At 37.6% G+C, this 21,659-nt stretch carries 19 protein-coding genes; 8 read left to right on the top strand and 11 right to left on the bottom strand.

Annotated features, from left to right (window positions below; all coding sequences use genetic code 11):
- Positions 1-34: 34 nt before the first annotated feature.
- The 4 genes from AADJ06_RS12465 (at position 35) to AADJ06_RS12450 (ending at position 3,518) form a co-directional block, all read left to right on the top strand.
- Entirely contained in the window at positions 35-1,306 is a 1,272-nt protein-coding gene (locus AADJ06_RS12465; RefSeq protein ID WP_341226792.1) for a mandelate racemase/muconate lactonizing enzyme family protein, read from the top strand.
- A 99-nt stretch (positions 1,307-1,405) separates the two neighbouring features.
- Positions 1,406-1,957 (top strand): DinB family protein, encoded by a 552-nt coding sequence (locus tag AADJ06_RS12460; RefSeq protein WP_341226791.1) that lies wholly within the window; start codon positions 1,406-1,408, stop codon positions 1,955-1,957.
- Between the two features lie 119 nt (positions 1,958-2,076).
- The gene (locus tag AADJ06_RS12455; protein WP_341226790.1) at positions 2,077-3,114 is read left to right on the top strand and encodes a DUF4056 domain-containing protein; all 1,038 of its coding nucleotides are present in this window, start codon (positions 2,077-2,079) and stop codon (positions 3,112-3,114) included.
- A gap of 182 nt (positions 3,115-3,296) precedes the next feature.
- A complete protein-coding gene (locus AADJ06_RS12450) occupies positions 3,297-3,518 on the top strand; it encodes a PspC domain-containing protein (RefSeq protein WP_341226789.1) in 222 nt (73 codons plus the stop codon).
- Between the two features lie 104 nt (positions 3,519-3,622).
- On the opposite strand, the gene AADJ06_RS12445 is transcribed toward AADJ06_RS12450, so the two are convergent.
- Both AADJ06_RS12445 and AADJ06_RS12440 read right to left on the bottom strand, forming a co-directional pair.
- Complete coding sequence (locus AADJ06_RS12445; protein ID WP_341226788.1) at positions 3,623-3,820, bottom strand: PspC domain-containing protein; 198 nt, start codon at positions 3,818-3,820, stop codon at positions 3,623-3,625.
- A gap of 14 nt (positions 3,821-3,834) precedes the next feature.
- Entirely contained in the window at positions 3,835-4,161 is a 327-nt protein-coding gene (locus tag AADJ06_RS12440) for an iron-sulfur cluster assembly accessory protein (protein WP_341226787.1), read from the bottom strand.
- A 64-nt stretch (positions 4,162-4,225) separates the two neighbouring features.
- Between AADJ06_RS12440 and AADJ06_RS12435 the strand changes: the two genes are divergently transcribed.
- Positions 4,226-4,849, top strand: a complete 624-nt coding sequence (locus AADJ06_RS12435) for a YiiX/YebB-like N1pC/P60 family cysteine hydrolase (RefSeq protein WP_341226786.1) — start codon at positions 4,226-4,228, stop codon at positions 4,847-4,849.
- A gap of 258 nt (positions 4,850-5,107) precedes the next feature.
- On the opposite strand, the gene AADJ06_RS12430 is transcribed toward AADJ06_RS12435, so the two are convergent.
- The 3 genes from AADJ06_RS12430 to AADJ06_RS12420 all read right to left on the bottom strand — a co-directional run bounded on the left by AADJ06_RS12430 (position 5,108) and on the right by AADJ06_RS12420 (position 8,396).
- Positions 5,108-5,731, bottom strand: coding sequence for a hypothetical protein (locus AADJ06_RS12430; RefSeq protein ID WP_341226785.1), 624 nt, complete (start codon positions 5,729-5,731; stop codon positions 5,108-5,110).
- Positions 5,732-5,868: 137 nt separating this feature from the next.
- Complete coding sequence (locus AADJ06_RS12425) at positions 5,869-7,611, bottom strand: cellulase family glycosylhydrolase (RefSeq protein ID WP_341226784.1); 1,743 nt, start codon at positions 7,609-7,611, stop codon at positions 5,869-5,871.
- A gap of 62 nt (positions 7,612-7,673) precedes the next feature.
- The gene (locus tag AADJ06_RS12420; protein WP_341226783.1) at positions 7,674-8,396 is read right to left on the bottom strand and encodes a DUF1080 domain-containing protein; all 723 of its coding nucleotides are present in this window, start codon (positions 8,394-8,396) and stop codon (positions 7,674-7,676) included.
- A 516-nt stretch (positions 8,397-8,912) separates the two neighbouring features.
- On the opposite strand from AADJ06_RS12420, the gene AADJ06_RS12415 reads away from it, so the two are divergent.
- Both AADJ06_RS12415 and AADJ06_RS12410 read left to right on the top strand, forming a co-directional pair.
- Positions 8,913-9,284: a BlaI/MecI/CopY family transcriptional regulator gene (locus AADJ06_RS12415; protein ID WP_341226782.1), complete on the top strand. Its 372-nt coding sequence runs from the start codon at positions 8,913-8,915 to the stop codon at positions 9,282-9,284.
- A gap of 79 nt (positions 9,285-9,363) precedes the next feature.
- Entirely contained in the window at positions 9,364-11,343 is a 1,980-nt protein-coding gene (locus AADJ06_RS12410) for a M56 family metallopeptidase (protein WP_341226781.1), read from the top strand.
- A gap of 43 nt (positions 11,344-11,386) precedes the next feature.
- On the opposite strand, the gene AADJ06_RS12405 is transcribed toward AADJ06_RS12410, so the two are convergent.
- Genes AADJ06_RS12405 through AADJ06_RS12395 form a run of 3 tightly spaced genes read right to left on the bottom strand, consistent with a single transcriptional unit; the run spans position 11,387 to position 19,310 of the window.
- Entirely contained in the window at positions 11,387-13,696 is a 2,310-nt protein-coding gene (locus AADJ06_RS12405; RefSeq protein WP_341226780.1) for a BamA/TamA family outer membrane protein, read from the bottom strand.
- The gene (locus AADJ06_RS12400; protein WP_341226779.1) at positions 13,697-18,589 is read right to left on the bottom strand and encodes a translocation/assembly module TamB domain-containing protein; all 4,893 of its coding nucleotides are present in this window, start codon (positions 18,587-18,589) and stop codon (positions 13,697-13,699) included.
- Positions 18,590-18,593: 4 nt separating this feature from the next.
- Positions 18,594-19,310, bottom strand: coding sequence for a hypothetical protein (locus AADJ06_RS12395; RefSeq protein ID WP_341226778.1), 717 nt, complete (start codon positions 19,308-19,310; stop codon positions 18,594-18,596).
- A 162-nt stretch (positions 19,311-19,472) separates the two neighbouring features.
- On the opposite strand from AADJ06_RS12395, the gene AADJ06_RS12390 reads away from it, so the two are divergent.
- Entirely contained in the window at positions 19,473-20,042 is a 570-nt protein-coding gene (locus AADJ06_RS12390; RefSeq protein ID WP_341226777.1) for a uracil-DNA glycosylase family protein, read from the top strand.
- 29 nt (positions 20,043-20,071) lie between these two features.
- Here AADJ06_RS12390 and AADJ06_RS12385 read toward each other — a convergent pair whose 3' ends face one another.
- The 3 genes from AADJ06_RS12385 to AADJ06_RS12375 all read right to left on the bottom strand — a co-directional run bounded on the left by AADJ06_RS12385 (position 20,072) and on the right by AADJ06_RS12375 (position 21,513).
- Positions 20,072-20,491, bottom strand: coding sequence for an SRPBCC family protein (locus AADJ06_RS12385; RefSeq protein ID WP_341226776.1), 420 nt, complete (start codon positions 20,489-20,491; stop codon positions 20,072-20,074).
- A gap of 69 nt (positions 20,492-20,560) precedes the next feature.
- Positions 20,561-20,785, bottom strand: coding sequence for a hypothetical protein (locus tag AADJ06_RS12380; RefSeq protein ID WP_341226775.1), 225 nt, complete (start codon positions 20,783-20,785; stop codon positions 20,561-20,563).
- Positions 20,786-20,928: 143 nt separating this feature from the next.
- Positions 20,929-21,513 (bottom strand): mechanosensitive ion channel domain-containing protein, encoded by a 585-nt coding sequence (locus AADJ06_RS12375; RefSeq protein WP_341226774.1) that lies wholly within the window; start codon positions 21,511-21,513, stop codon positions 20,929-20,931.
- Positions 21,514-21,659 lie beyond the last annotated feature (146 nt).

Here is a 21,659-nt window from a genome sequence, read left to right as displayed (position 1 = left end):
CAAATAGAATAATTCAACCCTAAACTATAATAAAATGAAACGGAGATCATTTTTAAACAAAGCCGCCATAACATCGGCACTTACAGCAGCACCACTTTTAAATTTCGCAAGAGAATATGAAACGGCCATAGACCGAACACCCAAAAGTTCAATGCCTTCTGACCTGAAAATCACTGATATAAAATGTGGTTATATAAGAGGTGGGCATAGCCTATTTGTCAAAATATATAGTAACCAAGATATTGTAGGTCATGGAGAAGGTGTAGATGCCACTCCTGGTACCTACCATTTGGTAAAAATAATGGGTGAGAGAATTAAAGGACAAAACCCATTAAATGTCAACAAGCTTTTTGAAACTATAAGAAAATCAGGATTCTTTGAGGGAGCACAGGCTGGAATGTATGTAGCTGTTTTAACGGCCGTAGAAACTGCCTTATGGGATTTAGCTGGTAAAGCTCTTGGTCTACCGGTCTATCAACTTTTAGGAGGAAAGTTTAGAGACTCTGTAAGAGTTTACATGGATACCGCTCTTTACCAAAACAGACTACCAAAGCCTGAAGACTTTGCAGAAGCTGCCAAAGAGGCTGTGGACATGGGATTTACGGCAGTCAAATTTGACCTAGACCAAGCGAACGACCCTAATAAATACGACAAGTTCAATTGGACGGCTAGTCCTGCCGAACTTCAAAGAATGTATGACCAAATGGCTGCCACAAGAGCCGCTGTCGGCCCTAATATCGACATCTGTGCTGATATGCACGGAAGATATGATGCCATAACAGGTGAGCGAGTAGCTAAAATGTTAGAGCCATTGAACCTAATGTGGTTAGAAGAGCCAATAGCGGCAGAAAACTCAGATGCCTATAAAAAAATAACGGCGTCTACCTCCACGCCTATTTGTGCGGGGGAAAATCACTATTTAGCTCATGGTTTCCGCCCATTATTAGAAGATGGTGCAGTAGATATTATTATGCCAGACCTACAGAAATGCGGCGGACTGGGTGAGGCTCAGCGTATTGCCAACTTGGCAAACCTTTATTATGTTCCTTTTGCTCCGCACATGGTAGCATCCTATTTAGGAGCTATGGCATCTGCTCATGTATGTGCCTCGGTACCTAATTTTATGATAATGGAGTGGCAGATCTATTTCCATAAAAACCCCATGTATCGAGAGATAGTGACATTTGAAGGCGAAGCCGTTGAAAACGGATTTATTCGTGTTAGAGATGTTCCGGGTATAGGCGTAGAGATAAATCAGGAAGCTATGAGAAAATATGCTCCCAAAGATGTCCCATTTTTTGAGTGATAAACGTTTTGGTATTGAAGGCATGTCGAACTGCGACATTAAAACTACTGTTACTAAGATTGACAGGCCTTTATAATCTATAACCAAAATTCTAAAACAATGAAAAAAATATTGACACCCCTAAACATCTTGCTAACGCTTTTCATAGCGTCATTTTCTAGTGCCATGGCATTAGATACTCCTAGTACCTCAAAATCTGATATGATAGCCGACTTTGAAAGAGCCAAGGCTTTTTCTCTTGAGTATATGGAAGCTATGCCAGCAGATGCTTACGCCTTCAAACCAACGGAAGATATACGTTCATTCGCAGAGCAATTTTTACATATGGCTGACGCCAATTTTGGATTGACGGCCATGATAGCTGGTGTGGACAACCCGATGGGTGAGAAAAAGTTAGAAAAAGATGAGGCTTCGCAGTCAAAAGCTGCAGCTATAAAAGCAGTTTCTGACAGCTATGACTTCGTTTTAAGTACACTAAAAAATATGAGTGAAGAGCAATTAAGTGAAGAAATCAAACTCTTCAATGCCTTTGAACTTACGAAGGGACAGGGAATGGCAAAGATTTTTGAACATGCGACACACCATAGAGGTCAAACCACCATATACATAAGACTTAAAGGTATTAAGCCACCAGACGAGAAGTTATTTTAACCAATAGATTTCTCCGTAAAAATCTCAATCCAAACGGTTTGAGATTTTTTTTATCTAATCTGAACATTTTTAGACTCTTTTTGCGTTAATCTCCTGCCTTCTTAAAATATAGGTAATCAGTGAGACAATTTTTCTTCGTTATTTTATTATTATCATTTACCGCTAATGCAGCTTTACCGCTTACCATTGGCGATAAATTAGGCGATAATCCTCCGCCAAGAATCATCAGAACATGCTGCTCTTTTGGCTCAGAAGTTAAGGTAACTGGTATTCCTTTTCTGAAAGTTTCTGATGTAACAAGTGTTGAAAAATTGGGTGAACACACATATTTAGGCAGTGACTTAGAAAACAATGGCATCATTTATACCAATAAAGGCGGCTTTATTGACATAGGGCATTTAAGAGATCAAGCCGACTGGACGGCCTATTTATACCAACAAATTTTAAATGCCGACAATGAGGATTTTAGTATTGAACTTGGCAGAGAAGGTGGTCAAAAGAGATTAGACATTTACCCAAGTCAACTAAAAACTAATGCTGACAAAATAGCTCTGGCCGGGAAAATAGCTTATAACCTATCTGTATGGCATGAAATAGCTACTTTTTTTGGTGCTTCATATATTCCGATGGTGCCTGAAAGGTACTCGGCTTTTAGTATGGAAGATGCTTATTCTAATCTTTTGGGTGTTCAGTTAGGTATGAGAGCCTTGCAAAGCAAACTGCCTTTTGAAGAAGCTATGACCAAACTTTTGTCAGAAAAATTGACAGAGCTTGACGCCGTCTCGGATATGGAAGGCACACTAGACGCCATGGAAACCGTTAGAGATATATGGTGGACCAGAGAGGCAAAACTCCCTAGCAAAAAGGTTTTACTTCAAAGAGAGTTTGAAATAGAAAACTGCCTAAGTCCGTGGCTGATAGAAGACATAGATAATATTGCGAGTAACAAACTTGAAATATGCCCACCAACTATTACACAAGACGGCACAGATTTAGAAAACTACTATCTCTTAAGTATTCAGCTTAATAGCAAGTTTCCGGTAAGGCGAGTGCTGCCTAAGGAGTTTAACAGGGTAATTACCCAGAAAGACTTCAACCTACTCATAGCAGAAGCTGAACGCAAAACAGAGCTTAGAGACAGCAGAACCAAGCTCTAAATAGCTCTTTAAAGGCTTAAAACAGCCCTTTACCAATCTTCAAGGAAAAACTACCATTCTTCATTTTAGAATACCACTCATGTACTATGCATTGCAAAGTACCTTGTCTTGGTGTATGTTTGTATCATCAAGTCAGCGATAGTGTTGGCGATTAATTGAAAACTTATAAAAACAAGAATATTATGAAAAGGTTATTTAGAATAAAAGGTTCGGAGAAGATGTTAGGTGGTGTAGCAGCAGGTTTAGCTAACTATCTTGATTTAGACCCCACTATAGTTAGGGTTTTACTTGCTATCGGGTTTTTCTCTCCAGTACCGGTAGTGCTTATCTATATTATATTATGGATAGTAATGCCAGCCGAAGAAACATATCAACTTCCTGCAGCAACAGAAGTCGCGGCATAGTTATAAAACATTCAGTTTAGATTAGGGTTTGCCCGAGAGGGCATCAAAAAATAAACCCGTCCGGTTTTGCCAGACGGGTTTTTACTTTGAATAATATTCAAGAATCAAGCACCTTCTTTAGGAATAATAAAGGCCATAATGGCATAAATAAGAATAGGTGAGCCTATTCCTAAGAAAGTCACCACTACCCATAAAACTCTTATCAAAGAGGCATCCAAACTAAAAAACTTTGACATGCCACCGCATATCCCAAAAAGCATTGCCTCTTTACCTGAAGTTCTTCTAAGTTTTTTACTTGCCATGATTCTTTATTTTTTTACACAGAAAAACTCTCCCCACAGCCACAAGTTCTTGAGGCGTTCGGGTTCTTAAATTGAAAACCTTTTCCGTTTAATCCGTCTGAAAAGTCTAATTGTGTACCTATTAGGTACAATAAACTCTTTTTGTCTACAAAAACCTTTACCCCATTGTCTACAAAAACTTGGTCATTATCTCGCTCTTCTGTGTCAAACTCTAAGTCATACATCAGACCTGAGCAGCCACCACCTTCTACAGACACTCTTATGCCGTCTAACTCGGTTTTGCCTTCTTTTTGCTTTAGCTCAGCAATTTTATTCTTTGCTTGCTCTGTTACTGTCACCATAAAAAACTAATTTGCTCTAAATTCTAATGTACCCCAATAACCCCTCCAATCGTTCAAAAGTTTCATGGCCATTCCCTTATATAATAAACAAAAGCTAGAAAAACTCTTCAAAAGAGAAGACCGTGAAACTAATATACAAAATTACAATAAGATTAGGGGAGAATTGAAATCTGGCGACCTACTATTTTTTTCGGGAGACCACTGGTTATCAAGCCTTATTAGAGGAAGGTCACGCTCTGCATGGAGCCACATGGGTATAGTGGTGCGTTTAGAAGAGATGAACAGGGTTTTTCTGGTAGAAAGTGTACTGGGCAATGGCGTAAGAATGGTGCCCATGTCAAATGTATTTAACGACTATGAAGGAAACCAGAAACCTTATGTAGGCCGTGTGGCCTGGGCAAGACATCAATCTCTCAGCTCTAACAGCATCAAAACTAGAATTATAAAAGAGTTTTGTCTGGACAACCTTACCAAACAATATGACAACTGGGAATACTTTAGAATAGCCTGGCGGACACTTTTAGGCAGTAAAGAGCTCTTTCATGATGATAAATTCACCTGCTCTGAGTTTGTTTATGAGGCCTTCAAATTTGCAGGAATCACCTTACCAAAAGAGCGTGGTTATTTCATAAGCCCAGGTGCTTTTTGGAGATTGGATGAGGTGGAAATGAAGGGGGTTATGATTTAAGGGGCTTGGGCTTTCCAAGTGCTGCCATACTCCCTATTTTTAAGAAATCCCGACATGAATCGTTTTGTTGAGTTATGAGATTCATGGTTTCTAATTTTGATTTGATATAAGGATTTGCAGCCATAAGAAGTTGGCGATTTAATAGCACTAAACTATCCGCCGCCACAAAACTTGCTACGAAGTACAAAGCTTCATTTAACCACTAAACCGCTATCTTTTTTGCAGGTGGCGTATGGGCTGCCTTTCTCGTCATCCGTGTTAATTTACTTTAAATATAACTTCATAGTCGTGAGCGGTTACAAACATTGGAATATTGTCCCAGTTTCCTTTGTTTGTCCTGTATGCTTCTCTGAATAATTCGTGAAGTCTTAGAATTACTAAAAGTTCACATACTTCATAGGCTTTTTCAATATTCGGTTCCTCAAATCTGGCGTTTTCGTGAACGTCTTCAAAAACTTTTTGAATATCTTCGAAGCCCGTAATTGTTAAGTCGTTTGCTGTTGAGTCATAAAAATCAGATAACCATTCCCAATCTTTCAAACTATAATTCTCAAATGAAAATAGGTCGATAAACCACCGGTCATAATTGATGGCAAAACCATTCATTTCACAATAATATGCTGATGGATTTATGTCTTTCCCAGAGCCAAACAGATTTTTTATAAACCCTTGTTTTTTCTTTAAAACAACTTTTGTTGACTTGTCAAATTCTTCTATGCGATTAGCTAAGTCGGAAGCCAAGTGCAAAATATTCTTACCAAGAATTTCATGAAAGTCAGTTGCCGGTATTTCTCGAAGGTTCTTTTCTGCAAAATCAATTGCTTCGTCCAGTTTATTACTTTCTAGAAGTTCGGATAATCTGTCTGCTAATACAAAGTTCATATTTGAGTTGTCTGTTCTTTAAGGTCGCCCATAACGATTCTGGTTCTACACCATATCCGTTACTAACCGTTACCAAACAAATAATAAAAATAAGAAAACCCCACCAAGTAATTCCCAAAATCTATAAGATTCTCTCTCTAAAAAACAACCACCCGCCTAATCCAACTATTCTCTTTGGAACTAAGTTTTAAGAAATAAACACCTTGGGTTATGCCTTCTTTTAATTTGATGGTATAGGTATCTAGTGTCTTGTCAGCTTGTATCAACGCACCACTAAGATTATAAAGTTTGTATGACTCCAGTTTTTCTTTTGTCTCTATTTTTATAAAGCCTGAACTAGGATTTGGGTACACTTTTATGTTGATATTGGCAGGCTCAGTAGCCAAAACAGTTTCTTCTTCAATTACCTCCTCCTCTTCTATCACTTCTTCAATTTTCACATCTTGCAAAAAAATAGTCGCCAAGTCCCCACCCATATCAAAAACAAATCTGGCTTGTGGGTCAGTTTCGGCGTTCATTTGAAAACTGAATAGATATTCCTCCTCATCCAAACCTATTGTAAAACTACTGAACCCTGAATATGAATTCCACGGCGATGCAGATTGCCCTAAATATGATGATATGGAAATATCCTGATCAGCACTAGCTTTAAAACTCACCAGATACCTTTTCCCTTTTTCTAGGTTGACATTATTAAGCACAAGCTGTACTCGCCAAGCCTCCTCATCTATAGCAGTGACCTCTACCTTGGCCTTATCATCCTCCAAAGAAAAATCAGCTGAAGCTACACCACTGGTTTGTAAATTCCATTCAGCATTAGCATTCCCAAAGTCTGAAGTATAAATCACCTTGGTCTCCGTAACCGTAGGTTCTGGCAAAGGATTATTTAATAAAGCATCTAAAAGCTTTGGATTGTATTGGTTGGTATTTGGGTCGAAAAAACCAAAGCCAGCACTAAACTCCCAATACGCCCAACTATATCCTTGCTGTTCAAACCACCTTGCTAAAAAAGTAGTCCAAACACCCCTACTTACTAAATCAGCCTTAGAATAAGCCCCAAACTCACCGATATTAATCGGAACATTGTTTTCTTTCGCGAAATCATCTGCAAACTCAAATTGCTTTTTAACCGCCTCCTGTTCTAAATCTGTGTTTTCCCATTTTGTTCCTAGCCATGGAGAAGAGTTCTCTACCCATTCGGCTCCTTGATGTGTAAACTGGAAAGGCTCATAATAATGAATGCTTAATATAATATTCTCATCGCTCTCGGGAATAACTATTTGCGGCACGGCGGATAATCCACCATAAGCAGCTATACCCATTATTACCGCCCTATCAGGATTCTCCTTTCTAATCACGTCCAAAGCATCGGCAAAGAATTCTTTCCACAGTTCTGGGCTTAAATTTCCATGCGGCTCATTCAGTACTTCAAAAAGTAAGTTTTCATCATAGTCTTTAAACGCTTCTGAAATTTGCTCCCATTGACTTAAAAATTCTGGTTTTGCAGCTTCTGGATTCACAAACAAATCTTCATGATGATGCATATTAATTATCGCCATCAATCCCACTTCCTGAGCTTTGTCTACCACATATTTAATCCGCTCCATGAAAGAACTCTCAATAGTATAAGGTGCAGTTTGCTGAGCTCTGGCTTCTAAATCCCAGTTAATTGGAATTCTGACATGGTCAAATCCTAAATCAGCAATCCTTTCGAAATAGTCATCTCTAAACGGATTACCCCATTCTTCTTCTGAAGGGGCTTCAAACATGTTTCCCATGTTAACACCTCTGCCTAATTTTTCATTGACCGTGAAAATATCTTGTCCGGTCAAACTAAGAGGAAGCACAAAGAATAATAATATGATGCCGTAATTTCTCATGTTTAACATTGAAAAAACTAGACTAAAAAATGGTTATCACTTAAAATATACACCCAAAAGGCTTAAAGCTCTTTGATTTTGATATTCTTGAAGGAAACTCCTTTGGCCCAATCTTGTAATGCTAGATGTCCTTCTGTGTTTTTGCCGTAGGCCTCAAAAGTTTTGAAACCGCTGTCCGCTATCATCTCCTTCCATTCTTCTCCTTTCAGGTCTTGCTCGGCAGTTTTGACATCATTTAACCAAAAACTCACTACGCCATTCTCCTGCTTAATTCTAGAATGATTCCATTCTCCTGAAGCATTTGGCGTTACAGCGTTTAAGTTCGGTTTAAAACCATATAAACATGCCGCCCAGTGCGTAGTATTTTCAAGATACTCTTTATGAATTCCCAAATTATCTAGCAACTGATACTCCGGACCTGTAGTCCATGCTGTAGGGTATTCTTCTTTTTCTTGAACATTAAAAAAGACGCCTGAATTACCTGCTTCTGAAATTTTCCAGTCAAATTTTAAATCAAAATTACTGTAAACCTTGTCGGTCAATAAATCGCCGTGCTCTACCTCAAAAGTATCAGGCTTGCAGTATAACTCACCATCAATCACTATCCAGGCAGAAGGTACATCTCCCCTATTATAAAGATGCCAGCCATTTGTGGTTTCACCATCAAAAAGAAGATTCCAGCCTTCTTCCACTTCGGTTTCGCTGAGCGTATTTTCTTTATGTTCCGCTTCTTTACAAGATATAAAGGCAATGCTTAATAAGAATAGGAGAATAGTTTTGTTCATTATTGGGTTGTTTTTTGATTGCAAGATAGGATATATTTTTACTCTCATCCTGTCAAATTTGGAATTGCCTTAAAAACAGCCCTCTCTCCACAGGAAACAGCTGTTGTCCTAAATTCCTAATAGGCCTCCCCCCTTTTTACCAGGCTCGCTTTCCAGCGTGGAGTTCATTTTTTTTCGAAAAAATATGAACGGCAGCGGCCGACCGTCAAAAAAACAGCACTCTTTAAACTCACACAGTCAAAATTCTTATTAAGGTCCGTTAAAATTAAAACTCTAGAGCTAGAATTTAGACCGTGTTCAAACAGTACAGAGCGATATAAGGAATTCATACTGTTTATGTTTTCAAATGACAATATTTTCCTTCTCTTCTAAAGCATTGCTCACTTTAATCATTGTCTTGTTTACTTCTAAAAAACAATTCATAAAAAAAGTTAATTACGAAAATAATCGTAGATAGATTTGTTAGTACGAATTCTTTCGTAGTATATTTGTTACGAAATTAATCGTAGATGAATTATGGCATTGGCTAAACCGACAGAATCAGAATTAGAAATACTACAACTTCTTTGGAAAAAGGGACCGTCGTCTGTTAGAGAAATAAATGACGAAATAAACAAAAACAAAGAAGTAGGCTACACTACTACCTTAAAGATAATGCAGCTCATGCTTGGCAAAGAACTGGTCACCAGAACAGAGCAAGGCAGATTTCACATATACAAGTCGGCAGTATCACAAAAAAGCATGCAAGAACAGTTGCTAAATAAATTTGTGGATGCAGCATTCGGAGGACAAGCCATGGACATGGTGATGCAGGCTTTGGGGAATCATAAGGCCTCTAAAGATGAGCTCAGCCAAATAAAGAAACTTATAGAAGGACTAGAAAGCTAATACTATTACAAATACAAATTATGAAAAACAGAAGATTGGTTGATGCTTCGGCATCAATCACCTTCGAAAAACTAAAACTATGAAAAACCTAACATCACTGTTTGAAACTCCTCTGGCCGGCACCTTTGGTCAGACCATGCTCCATTCCCTTTGGCAAGGGGTTCTCATTGTAGGAGTCTACCTCATTGCCGTAAGATTTATCAAATCGGCTAATAACAAGACTTGGGCTGGGCTCGCTGCCTTTGGTTTACAGTTCTTAGTTTCTGCCTTTACATTTTCCATTTTAATGCCTACAGAAACTGCAACAATAGCAGAAAGCACTAGTCAAACACTAACTTTCAATGTTGTTTTAAACGAGCTGGTGGGTTCACAAGCATCTCAGTCTTACCTTGATATTATTGAGGTCAACGCTCATTGGCTATTTGCTGGCTGGGTCATTGGTTTCGCCTTTCTCTTTGTAAGACAAATGGGCGGTCTTTTCTATGTACAATTTTTGAAAAGCACTGGCATTTCTCAGCTATCGCAAAAATCAGAAAAAGCCATTGACAATGTTTTGAAAAAAATTGAAGGTAAACTGCCCACTTTCCAAGCTTTCCACTCTAACAAAGTAGATACAGCCATGGTACTTGGAGCATTAAAACCGGTTATTTTGATTCCTACGTCTTTGGTAAGCGGTTTAAGTGCCGAGCAGCTAGAGCTTATCATTGCCCATGAAATAGCTCACATTAAAAGAAATGACTTCCTTATAAACTTAGGACAAACTCTTCTTGAAAACCTTTTCTTCTACCATCCTATATTTTGGCTAGTTAGCCATCAAATAAGAGAAAACCGCGAACATGCCTGTGACGACTGGGCGGCAGAATTAACAGGAAACAAAGTACTATTGGCTAAAACTTTGGCTCAAATTCAGTTGTCAACTCACCAACCGAGTTTAGCCATGGCCTTTGGCAAAAAGCGAATGCCTATGCTAAGTAGAATTCAGCGATTACTTGGCGTTACGCCCGAGACTCAAAAAGTAAAGTTCACTGCACTTTTACTAATGCTTCTTTCGGTATGTACCCTAGGCTTTGTACAAAATGAGCAAATTCCAGAAAGCGAAATGGAGGAATTCACCCTAATTTCTGATTTGAATATTGAAGCAGAAGCGGTAGACATCGACAAGACGCCAATTGGAACTCCAGAGACCATCATAAAAAAAGATACTAGCGATTTAGGTATTGGTTATAATTATGATGTTGACCAAGAGGAGGAACAACACTACCATTATGACCTGGGAGACCGTAACCTTAATATTACCACGAATGACTATAGCGTTAGAATAGACCCAAACAAAATAGTTATTAATGGCAAAGAACAGCCTTTAACGGTGGCCGAAAAAAAGAAATTGAAAATGCACTTTGATGAGATGCAAGAGGCAAATAAAAAAATAGAAAGCGTATCTAAGGAAATTAATATTGAGGTGAAGAAAATAACTGATTTACAGGTTAATGCTATGGCAGACGTAGATTTCAACCCTCAAAACGACCCATCTTTTAAAAAGTCAATGGAACAGATTCAGAAAGAATCTCAAGTAATAGCCAAATATGCTGTAGCGTTTCAAAGTGACATTGCCAAATTAGACCCAAATGCTAGCAACTACGAAGCAGAGATAAATAAGCTAGAAAAAGCGTTTGAAGCCAAGGTTAAAGTACATGAAGAAAAGATGGAGAACTTCGAAATTGACATGTCGGATTTTGAAGAAAAAATGAAAAAATTTGAAGTCAAAATGGAAAAGGAGTTTGAAATTCCTGCGAAAGAAATTGAAATAGTCTTAGACAAAAAAGAAGCTATCATTGACAAACATGCCAATGACATGGAAAAACATCATGAGGCCATTTTAAAAATGTTACCGAAGGAAGTACAAAACAATATTGGAATGGACCGTCCTGAAAGACCTGAAAGACCCGATAGACCTGAACGTCCTGAGAGACCTGAAAAGCTTGAAAAACCAGAAAAACCTGAGAAATCAGAAAAGCCCGAGAAGCCTGCAAAACCGGCAAAAGCACCTAAAGCGGAATAAACGTCAAACACCTCTCTTAGCAACTAAGGGAGGTGTTTTTTTTTTAAAATGGATGAGCTATAGCCAAATTGAAAATGAGATTATTTTGTCTCCACACCTTTTGGTCAAAACTAATCTTATCAAACACCCAAGGGTCGTCAAGCCAAGGCTTTCTTACTGGAATGGCAAAATCACCACGTAGTACCAAATAGGTAAAGTCTAAACGTAAGCCCACACCCACATCCACCGCTAGGTCTTTTACAAAATCTGCAGTGAACTTAGCTTTCTCACCATAAAAAGTATCGTCTCTGTATGTCCAGATATTTCCAGCATCTATAAAGGCCGCTAGCTCTATATAACTAGAAGCCTTAAACCTTAATTCCGAATTCAATTCTAACTTAATATCACCTTGAGAGTTAGCACCAAAAAGCTCTTGGCTAATATCTTCTGGGGCTGTTGTCCCTGGTCCCAAACTCCTACCCCTAAAACCTCTTAAACCGTTACTTCCTCCAGAAAAGTACTGCTTAGTTTGAGGTAACATAATGGAGTTTTTATAAGGAATACCAAAACCTGTAAAGAGCCTATTGGCCCAGGTGGTTTTGCCTATAGTTTTAAAGTACTTACCTTCAAAATCAAACTTAGCAAACTGCTCATAGGGCACGCCAAAAATCTGTCGATAACCACCATCTCCTTCTTCAGGTTTTTTAGCAATCAAAGAAGCTACATTACCAGAAACATCAAAACCAAAATTAAAAGAAACCCTATCTCTACTACTTTGAAGTACTTTTGGGGTATAAATAAGATTATACTCTAATCCCAATAATAGCTTATTTTCCAAAATCTGAAAATACCTTTCCAAATCACTCAGGTTTTCGCTAAACAGTATTTGGTTAACAAAATTCTCAGAAAAATTACTCGCCTTAATTAGACTAAAATAAACGGGCGTTAAGGTATGCTCATACTCCGTATTTTTTCTCCAGAAATAGGAGAATGCAGCATTAGAACTGGCTAGGGTATAAAAATCTTTTCGTCTAAGAATCTCATAAGAGATATTAATATTGGTCTTAGGCACGCCAGATGAAACCTTAGTCCTTTGTTTAATAAAAGGAATTAAAAAACGAGGAAAAGTAAGGTCGCCTGCTACGCTTAGTCTTCTATAATTATTGCCGTATTCTATCTGACCAAACTGTAGGTCTATACCTCCATTTACCTCAAATTTGAGAATTTCAGCTCCATGAAATACATTCCTATTTTGCCATGAGACGTTCGCCTCCGACCCATAAAGTCCATTACTTTTTGTAAGGCCACTTAACTGCCCTTTTAAAGACTTTTTCTTTAAAGGCGTTAAGAAATAATTGACATCTAAATACGTAGAATCAGCTGTTCTGTGAGGTTCGTACCTGTTTCTTATGTATTGGAAATTTTTAAGGTTAGACAGTCTGTTAAGGCTAGCCTCTTGTTTTGACCTACTATAAAGCTCCCCCTGTCTAAAAATTATAGATTCCGTAAATACCTTTGGCTTATAAGACTTATCATTTTCAGCTATTGAAAGTCCGCTTCTTTCTAGGTTTTTAAATGACGTTTTAACTTCCTTATCTCCCTGTTTGGCAGAGCTAAGCACATTAATTTCTCTGATATAATATTTATCTACAGCCGCACTACTATAATCTGGAGAGAGCTTAGTTTTAATAGTAAGTAGGTTTGAATTCAGGTTGGTATCTACCTCTAAAACAAACTGACTAGGACTCATATAGAAGTAGCCCTTTTCTTGTAAAACATTGCTTAGTCGCTGCCTTTCTGCTATTAGCTCGTCTAAATTATACGGCTTACCTTCTTTTAGCACCGTTCCTTCGCTTATGGCTTTAGCATCTTTTCCAAAAACTTGCAAACCTAAAGTGTCTATACTTACTTCTTTAATAAAGTATTGTGGAGCTAAATTTACTTCATATTCTACCTTAGTTTTATACTTTTTTGTTACGGACTCAGAGCTAGCTGTACTTTTGAAGTATCCGTTATTTTCTGCTACGTTAACCAAGTTTGCTCGGTTAATCTTAGGATATCCCACCTCATAGAAAACCGGTTTTTGACCCACTTTATTACGAAGGAAATTCCTTAATCCTTTTGGCTTTTTAGGTTCGCCAATATTATAATAAAGCCACACCTTATAGGGGAAACCTAGCACCATGCTATTAGTTCTAGGAGCAAGCACTGCCTCCATATCTACCTCTAGGTTATCCTTATCTTTTTTAGATGCTTCACCCACCACCTTCACGCTACCACCACTATATATAGTTTTTCCTTCTGGAAGTTTTTTAGACAAACTGCATCCAGTTAAGACAAGTAATAGGGTAATATATAATCCTAAATTTTTCATTTACTCTTTTACCCCCTTTTTAAACAAATCCTTCACTTTTTCATATTCAGCTTGCAGCACAAAACTAACTCCAGTCTCTAGCACAAAACCCTCTAAAACTGTTTGAAACTGACTAGTTCTATACACTTTTACGGCATAACGTCCGTCGGCGGTTATGTTGTAACCAATTTCAATATTGTCTAAAATCTCCGCAGAGTTTTGGTCAATACCAGACCCATTCTCTAATTCAAAGTTCTTTCCTACCGAGATTTTCACCCTATCATTTAAGAAGCTTTTCTTAAGACCAATATTTAGGTCGGTTCTATAAGCACTGTTTCCTCCGGTACCAATTTGCTCAGAGTTTAAACCAAAATTTAAACCCACTGAACCTATTACATCTCCCGCTAAGGCATTGAGTTGCTCGGTCAATAACTTGCTTACGCTTTGCCTAGCTGATTGGTTTCCTAACACTTCACCTAAGCGAAAATCATCTGTGTTAAATAAAAACTGGTTTAATGTCAACAGCACAAAAACCTGCTGATTCATAATATTGGCATCTTTGCTTAAAAATGATAAAACGTCATTACTCTCTAGTAGGGTCTTGGTGGTGCTAGATGCTTTGTCAGAAACCTCCATATCAAAACTTATAAGTGGATTCTCAATGGTTCCGTCAATCTTCAAAATCACATCAAGTGGCACTTTAGCCAAGTCCGTCAAGAGAATTCCTGCTTCCTCAAGTAATGGATTAATATCCGGGTTTACTTGATAAACCGCTTTTAACTGTAATGAAGCCCTCATAGGGTCGCCAGACCAAATTATTACACTACCAGGCTCTATCAAAAAGTTCTTTTTTAAGACCTCTACCAGTGTGGTATTATAAGAACCCGAAGTGATTTCATAAATACCAATGCAGAATATCTCACCTGTTGGGTAAATACCTACAGTCAAATTTGCTGTGCCTTTAACGCTTAGTTTATCGCCGGTAAGCTCATCTAATATGATACTTAACTCGGCCTTAGGGTCTGTTTCTATATCTAAAATAACCTCCGAATCTAAGCCTGTTCCATTCGCTAGTTTGGTGGTAGGTATTTCCAAGGTTTCAATTTCCTTATCGCTTGGCGGTGGCACAAAAGTCACTACACCGTTTGACTCCGCGGTTTCTACCTCCGTAGGCATAATAACGGTTACATTACTTTGCTCATTCACCCTTATTTTACCACTCACGTTTGGACTTGCTCCCGTACCTGCCACCATCAGATTAGCATTAACATTTGCTTTTCCATAAAAGAGCTCATTACTTCCTCGTTCCGTATTTATTAAAAGGAAATTCTTGGTATCTAGTTTTAAATCATAAGAAACCTCGTCTAGATTCGACCAATTCACCTTCCCATTAACAGCCATTTTTTGATTCAATGAATCTTTGACCACAAAATTCTCAAAACTGACGTCATTTCCTTTAAAATAGACTTGCTGGTCCTCAATTTTTAAAGGAATTCCCAAATAATACGGTGTAACATTATAATCTACAAAAGATAAATTCCCATCTGCTAAAGGTTTATCAGCATTACCAGATAATTTAACTTTCCCAGTTACAAATCCTTTTGACTTTGTCAACTGACCTCCACTTAGGCTTTCAATTAACCTGGCATCCACTTTTGTGATATTAGCTGTAAAATTCACAGGAACATCACCTGTCAAACCTACATTTCCTTTAAAATCAAGCTTGCTATCTTTTCCATCCAAACCGCCACTAATGGAAGCATGAACAGCATTTACCTCTTCTATATTTAGTGTCAAACCACCTCCTGCTATGCCACCTACTTCAAAACCCTTTACCGCTAAATCGCCTTTGATATTATAGTCTTCCATGTAATCTACCACCACCAAATCGCCATTTAGCTTGCCTTTTACCCCTTCTGATTTATACCCTGCAAAGTTGGCAAACGGGTTTATTGCAATATCCACCACATTAGCATTAAGCTGTTTTTTAGTAGCGTTTATGGTGAGCATTTCATTGTTTTTAGAAATGGTCAAGCCTTTAATCAGAATACCATCATCACCGTAATAAATTGGAGTTTTACTGATTTTGAATTCCTTTTTATCTACCGTAAGGTCGTTTAAAGCTATTTTGTACAGCGGCCCTTCTGTTTCCATTCTTAAAGCTAGGCCATGCCTTTTATCTTCAGAAAGGCTATCTTTTGATATAAAACTGGCTTCCAAAATGCTGTTAGAAAGGTTAAGGTCAAATTCGTTTTTGGCCAAAACAAAACTACCAGAACGCAGACTTTTCAATTTGGCATTTCCCGTCAATTCTTTACCATTTCCTGTTAGGTCTAATTGGAAATCTTTAAAGAGCATATCTCCATAAGTAAGATTCCCGAAATTCATTTCTCCTTTTAACTTGTCTTCATTAAGTGTAGCGTTTAGCCTTATACTTCTGTCAAAAGCCAACTCAGGAACAAACACCTGCCAAATAGGATGCTCTAACACCTCGGCTTTTAATTCAAAATCTCGTTTTCCTGAAACCTCTTTATACTCCACAGAGTCTTGCTTGAAATAACCATTAACCTCCGCCGTAAGAATATCAGGCAGTGCATAATAATCAAACTCTCCTTCTAAATTGACCTTCAAAAAGGGCGACTCTATTTTAGCAATATGCCTATTTTTCTCATTTATAAAATCTCCCGAAAGTTCACCCACATTCAGAGTTCCTAGAGCTAGCTGCTTAACCTTAAAAGTACCAGCCAACTCCTCAGGCTTTAGCGATGTCATATTTAAATCAAAAACACCCTTTATGTCTTCTTCAAAATCTGAAAGACCTAAAGCTTCCAAATTAAGTTTAGTGATAGAAACATTGCCATTTACTGGATACTCTTCTTTTCCTAAATCAACAGTAAGCTCTGTAGTTAAACGAGCGTTTGGGTCTTCCGACGAACCATTTAAAACTAAGAGACTGTCTGCCATGGTAGCGTCAACCTCTAAACCCTGATAGGTATAGCCACTATAAACAATCTTTTGAATTTCGCCTTTAGCCTCAATAGACTGAAAGCTTGCGTCAGATTTTAGGTAAATATCTGTAGAAAGTAAACCGAGGTCTTGCTTCTCTTTGAAGAACTTATCAACCGCCAAATCTTCTGTATGCAAGTTTCCTTCGTAAGACATTAGTGTAGAATCTCCTAAGTTTCTAACTACACCATTTAGCTTCAAATCTCCCAAAGTACTAGTCACATCAGTGTCTATATTTAAAACACCAGCATCTCCCTTAATTTTCCCTTTAAGGCTTAACCTTTCAGGAATATTATAATTTGCTAGCATCTCCGTATCTGATACCAATAGATTTACCAAACCTGAATTAACAGTAAACTCCTGAATATTTAAATCAGCTTTCAGGTAATCCAAATTATCTAAACGAGCAACACTTCCAGAAATACTCACTTTAGAGTTCTGCAAGCCTTCCATTTTTAGCTCATTTATCTGCAAGGCACTCATGCCACCTTTAAGGGCAGCTTTTATTCTAATTTTCTGGTTTCTTTCACTTGCAACTATTTGATTAGAATCCAAACTAGGGCTGAGCAAAAGCATATCACTAACAGCCAGAAAGCTGTTACTAATATTTAAATCAAGATTTACGGCAGGAAGGTTTTCTGTTAAATCATCAATACTATTATAAGTGACCTTTGTAGCTGTTCTAATCTCGGAGTAAGGAGTTCTTAAATCAATATTTTCAAGCGTGATTCCAGTATCAGAATACGTAACTTTTCCGGACAATCGCTCTAAAGTGAGTTTTGACTTATCTCTAAATTGTACATCGTTTAAGTTCACCTCAATTCCGGATTCGGTATAAGAAATGTCAGCTAAATCAATCTTGGTACCTCTAAAGTTTAAGTGATTATAATCAAAGCCTCTGGCCAAACGTGGAGCGTTTTCATCATCGTAAACCACATTGGTATTGTCAATCAAAAGCTCGCCTAATGAGACATTCCAAGGAATTAATGACTCTTCAGTTTCTATTGATGTTGATGGTGTTGAAAATGAACCTGCTCTAAAAGCTACTTGAATTTTAGAATCTATTAGGTTGACAAAATCAATTTTGACCAAGTTTTGGTTTAAATCTAATTCGTCCAGTTCTAATTCAAAGTTCTTAAAGATGATTTTATTATCAATACCGAGGTCATCTCCTATTAACTTCCAAGCTACATTATTTACTCTTACCCCATTTAAATCTAGCTCAAGAGCACTGGAAGCTTCCTCTACGGTGCTGAGGGTTTTGCCATTAAAAGTTCTCAAAACGGCATAGCCGTCGTTAACATCAATATTGTTTATGTGGTATTTATTAGTGTTTAGGTCTATCTCACTAAAACTAACTCTAACATCGTCTAGTTTTCCTTTAAAATTGACCCCTCCATATTCGTCTTTATAAGCCAAGGATAATTTATTAGCCTTAACCTGATTTAGTGAGAAAAATGGCCCGGTAGTTGGCTCCTCCACCACTTGATTTTCAATAGCTGTAGTGTCTGATGCAAAAGCATCAATCAAAAATTGATAATTAAAGTTTTCGTTAGGGGCATTTCTGTAAACATTGACATTGGCGTCTTCTATTAAAATTTGGTCTATGTCTATAATGCCTCTTACCAGAGCCCACATAGAAATATCTACCCTAAACCTCTTTGAGCTAAGCAATTCATTCTGTTCTGTATCTTCCACATAAACATCTGCCACGCTTATATAATCTGGAATTTCGTATCGTATGGCTCCGATACTAAAAGGTGTGTCAATTTTTGATTTCAGAAATTTATTCACCTCTGTGGTTACTAGTTTTTGACCACTCTCTGTACCCACATACCAAAACACGAAAAGCATCAGCGAAACGCTGATGCCTATTATCCAAGCCAATACTTTTAAAGCTTTAGTCATAAAACTATTTTACTTCAAACTCGTCGTCTGGTACGTTATTAATCTTAATATCTGTTTTCACAGTTCTGGTTTTTCCTTGCTCAGTCATTACACTTTCAGAAGGATATCTAAGCCCGTTTTCTAATTTATCATAAGCTGTATGCTTATAAGAAATTTTATCCCCATTAGAGTACGTCAATTCTTCCTGAACTATCAAGTTGGTTTTGGTAGAAAAATAATAGTTTCTAGTTACGTCAGTATTTGACAACTCTACTTGTATGGTATTTTCTCCGCCAATGTTTTTTGGCCCAACCACTTTTGCTCTATATCCTTTGGCTTTATAGTTCATAAATGGTAAATACTTGTCATTCAATTCTACTTGTAATTTTGATTTCTCAAAATCACTCAATTTTTGTGTTTGGAAAGAGTTACCTCTGTTTAAACCACCTGTAGGTACATGAAGGTTGGCATTATTACCATTTAACTCATACAGGAAATTTCTTGACAGAACCGTTCTAGAGCGAAGTACTTTGTTGTTTTTGACCGATACGGCCAAATTAGACTCGTAAGGCACTTTTGAGTCCTCATCTGCTTGATGAATGGAAAAAACCTCTATGCCATTGTAAACGTCCTCGCCACCTGTGGCTTTTACGTAATTCTCAAAAATGGTTTCGGGTGTTTGGGCAAAAGCCCCAAATGACATTGTTATAAAACCTAAAATTATTAACGCTTGCTTTTTCATTGATTATGTTGATTTATTCTTTTCTAAACGAAATCTATTTTTACTTATTCCAGACCTGCAAAGTATTTTAGAATAACACTATTGACAAACCTATACTATGATAACGTTGATTTTAGTCAAAAAGATCCTAAGAAACTGTTAATAGATCATATATATTTAGGCATGCAAAAACTTCTCCAAGAGATTTCCAATTGCCGTATTTGTGAAAGTTTTTTATTAACGGGTTGTAGACCCGTAATTCAAGCAAGCAAAAAGAGTAAAATAGCCATTATAGGCCAAGCACCGGGCCGAAAGGTGCATGAAAGCGGTATCCCATGGGACGACAAAAGCGGCGATAACCTTAGAACATGGCTTGGGGTTTCTAAAGAATCTTTTTACGACCCAGCTATTTTTGCTCTTATTCCTATGGGGTTTTGTTATCCCGGAACTGGTAAAAGTGGGGATTTGCCTCCACGCCCTGAATGTGCTCCCCTGTGGCATCAAAAGCTTTGGGACTTCATGCCTGATATTCAATTAACCTTGCTCTTTGGGCAGTATGCTCAAAAACACTATTTAGGGAATTATACAAAGAAAACATTAACCGAAACGGTCAAAAACTATAAAGCTTACTTACCTGAATACCTTCCTCTACCGCACCCCTCTCCACGAAACAATATCTGGATGAAGAAAAATGAATGGTTTAGCCAAGAAATAATTCCTGAACTACGGAAGGTAGTAATCGCTATACTCTAAGTTTCTCTGTGATTGGTAATGTTTAACTGTTAAGCTAAAGCCTCTGTATACTTCTTAAAGTTATCTAAAATAGCTTGCCAGCCAGCCTTTTGCATTTCAAAAGGATTTTCAGATTCAGGCTCGAAAAGCTCTACTACTTTAGTTTCATTACCTAACTGCATAAACTCAATCCTAACTTTTCTGCCGTCTTCTAAAGTATAGGCTATCAATTCGTTTTCTACCAAAGCGGTATAAACACCCCCAAAATCAAAACTAAAACTGCCATCTTTTGCGGCCATGGTATAAATAAATTTCCCTGAAACCTTAAGGTCATTAGTAGCTGCCGGTGTATGCCAGTCGTCCGAGGCATTATTCCACTTCATGATGTGCGAAGGCGTAGTCCAACTTTCCCAAACCTTGTTTAAAGAGGCACTTACTGTACTTTCAACCAAAATGGTATTTTTATTCATCTTTTAATAGTTAATTAACCTTCTAATTTAATTATTTTCTTTCATTTGAAAATCAAAAAGTAGTCTACATTAGCTTGCCAATCCTGACAGCTCATCCGTACTCATAGGCAGTTTATCCTTTAACTCTACCCTAGTTCTTGGTAAACTTTCTGGATAATTATTTTGAATAAATCCTATCATTTTTTCACGAATAAGCACTCTTAAATCCCATGCAGTTGGCGAGTTTTTAGCACTTACCAAAATCCTAATTTCTACTGAAAACTCTTTTGAGTCGGTAACCTGTAACACATTCACTTTTTTATCCCAAAGGTTAGTTCCTTCTAAAAGCTTGGTTAGTTCTGCCCGCAGGGCATCAAAAGGTACATTATAATCAGTATAAAGAAAGACGGTTCCGATAATATCTGCGGAGTTTCTGGTCCAATTTTGAAAAGGTTTATCTAAAAAATAAGCGACGGTAAAACAAGTCGCCTTTTATCCCAAATTCTAACCACCACGTAGGTCAGGTTTATTTCTTCTATCCAGCCCCACTCCCCTTCTACCACCACAGCATCCTCAATTCTAAAAGGTTGGGTAATGGCTATTTGGATTCCAGCCAATAGCGTCCCCATTATTTTTTGAGCGGACAAACCTAGAATAATACCCGCCACACCTGCAGAGGCAAATAGGCCTATTCCCAGTTGTCTAATTTTGTCAAAAGAGAGCAAGATGAGACCAATCCCGAAAAGTATGACTATAAAATTTGCTATCTTTTCAAGTAGATTTATCTGGGTATAAACCTTTCTTGATTCTAAATTATTCTCTTGCTCGATGTCATATTGGCGAAGCAATAAAACCTTTAGTCTAGCTATAAGTTCAATCACAAACCAAGTTCCCCCCATAATTATGAGTATGTAACTATAGCTTTTTATAAAAGAGACAAACTCCCCTCCAGCATCCACATATTTGTTTAATAAGGGTTTAATAAAAATAGCGACCAAAGTGAACGCAATACTTACGTAAAAACTCTTCCTGTTTTTTCTCATATCTTCTTAAATGGCTTTTTATACTTGTATTACGACTATCCCTAAAAGCTAGTTTCCAAATATATTCTAATCCAGAAAATCCCTTCTAAAAACACAATATCCTCTTTAATATCTTATCTCACAGCACTCTTATCTATAGATGAAAG

The sequence above is a fragment of the uncultured Arcticibacterium sp. genome (genome assembly GCF_964021845.1).
Lineage (GTDB): Bacteria > Bacteroidota > Bacteroidia > Cytophagales > Spirosomataceae > Arcticibacterium.
Note: the sequence above shows the minus strand (reverse complement) of the source record. Positions and strands in the feature narration are given on the sequence as shown.

Coding starts and splice junctions, on each gene's coding strand:
- AADJ06_RS12465 (WP_341226792.1), top strand. CDS start 35: ATGAAACGGAGATCATTTTTAAACAAAGCCGCCATAACATCGGCACTT.
- AADJ06_RS12460 (WP_341226791.1), top strand. CDS start 1,406: ATGAAAAAAATATTGACACCCCTAAACATCTTGCTAACGCTTTTCATA.
- AADJ06_RS12450 (WP_341226789.1), top strand. CDS start 3,297: ATGAAAAGGTTATTTAGAATAAAAGGTTCGGAGAAGATGTTAGGTGGT.
- AADJ06_RS12445 (WP_341226788.1), bottom strand. CDS start 3,820: ATGGCAAGTAAAAAACTTAGAAGAACTTCAGGTAAAGAGGCAATGCTT.
- AADJ06_RS12440 (WP_341226787.1), bottom strand. CDS start 4,161: ATGGTGACAGTAACAGAGCAAGCAAAGAATAAAATTGCTGAGCTAAAG.
- AADJ06_RS12435 (WP_341226786.1), top strand. CDS start 4,226: ATGGCCATTCCCTTATATAATAAACAAAAGCTAGAAAAACTCTTCAAA.
- AADJ06_RS12430 (WP_341226785.1), bottom strand. CDS start 5,731: ATGAACTTTGTATTAGCAGACAGATTATCCGAACTTCTAGAAAGTAAT.
- AADJ06_RS12425 (WP_341226784.1), bottom strand. CDS start 7,611: ATGAGAAATTACGGCATCATATTATTATTCTTTGTGCTTCCTCTTAGT.
- AADJ06_RS12420 (WP_341226783.1), bottom strand. CDS start 8,396: ATGAACAAAACTATTCTCCTATTCTTATTAAGCATTGCCTTTATATCT.
- AADJ06_RS12415 (WP_341226782.1), top strand. CDS start 8,913: ATGGCATTGGCTAAACCGACAGAATCAGAATTAGAAATACTACAACTT.
- AADJ06_RS12410 (WP_341226781.1), top strand. CDS start 9,364: ATGAAAAACCTAACATCACTGTTTGAAACTCCTCTGGCCGGCACCTTT.
- AADJ06_RS12405 (WP_341226780.1), bottom strand. CDS start 13,696: ATGAAAAATTTAGGATTATATATTACCCTATTACTTGTCTTAACTGGA.
- AADJ06_RS12400 (WP_341226779.1), bottom strand. CDS start 18,589: ATGACTAAAGCTTTAAAAGTATTGGCTTGGATAATAGGCATCAGCGTT.
- AADJ06_RS12395 (WP_341226778.1), bottom strand. CDS start 19,310: ATGAAAAAGCAAGCGTTAATAATTTTAGGTTTTATAACAATGTCATTT.
- AADJ06_RS12390 (WP_341226777.1), top strand. CDS start 19,473: ATGCAAAAACTTCTCCAAGAGATTTCCAATTGCCGTATTTGTGAAAGT.
- AADJ06_RS12385 (WP_341226776.1), bottom strand. CDS start 20,491: ATGAATAAAAATACCATTTTGGTTGAAAGTACAGTAAGTGCCTCTTTA.
- AADJ06_RS12375 (WP_341226774.1), bottom strand. CDS start 21,513: ATGAGAAAAAACAGGAAGAGTTTTTACGTAAGTATTGCGTTCACTTTG.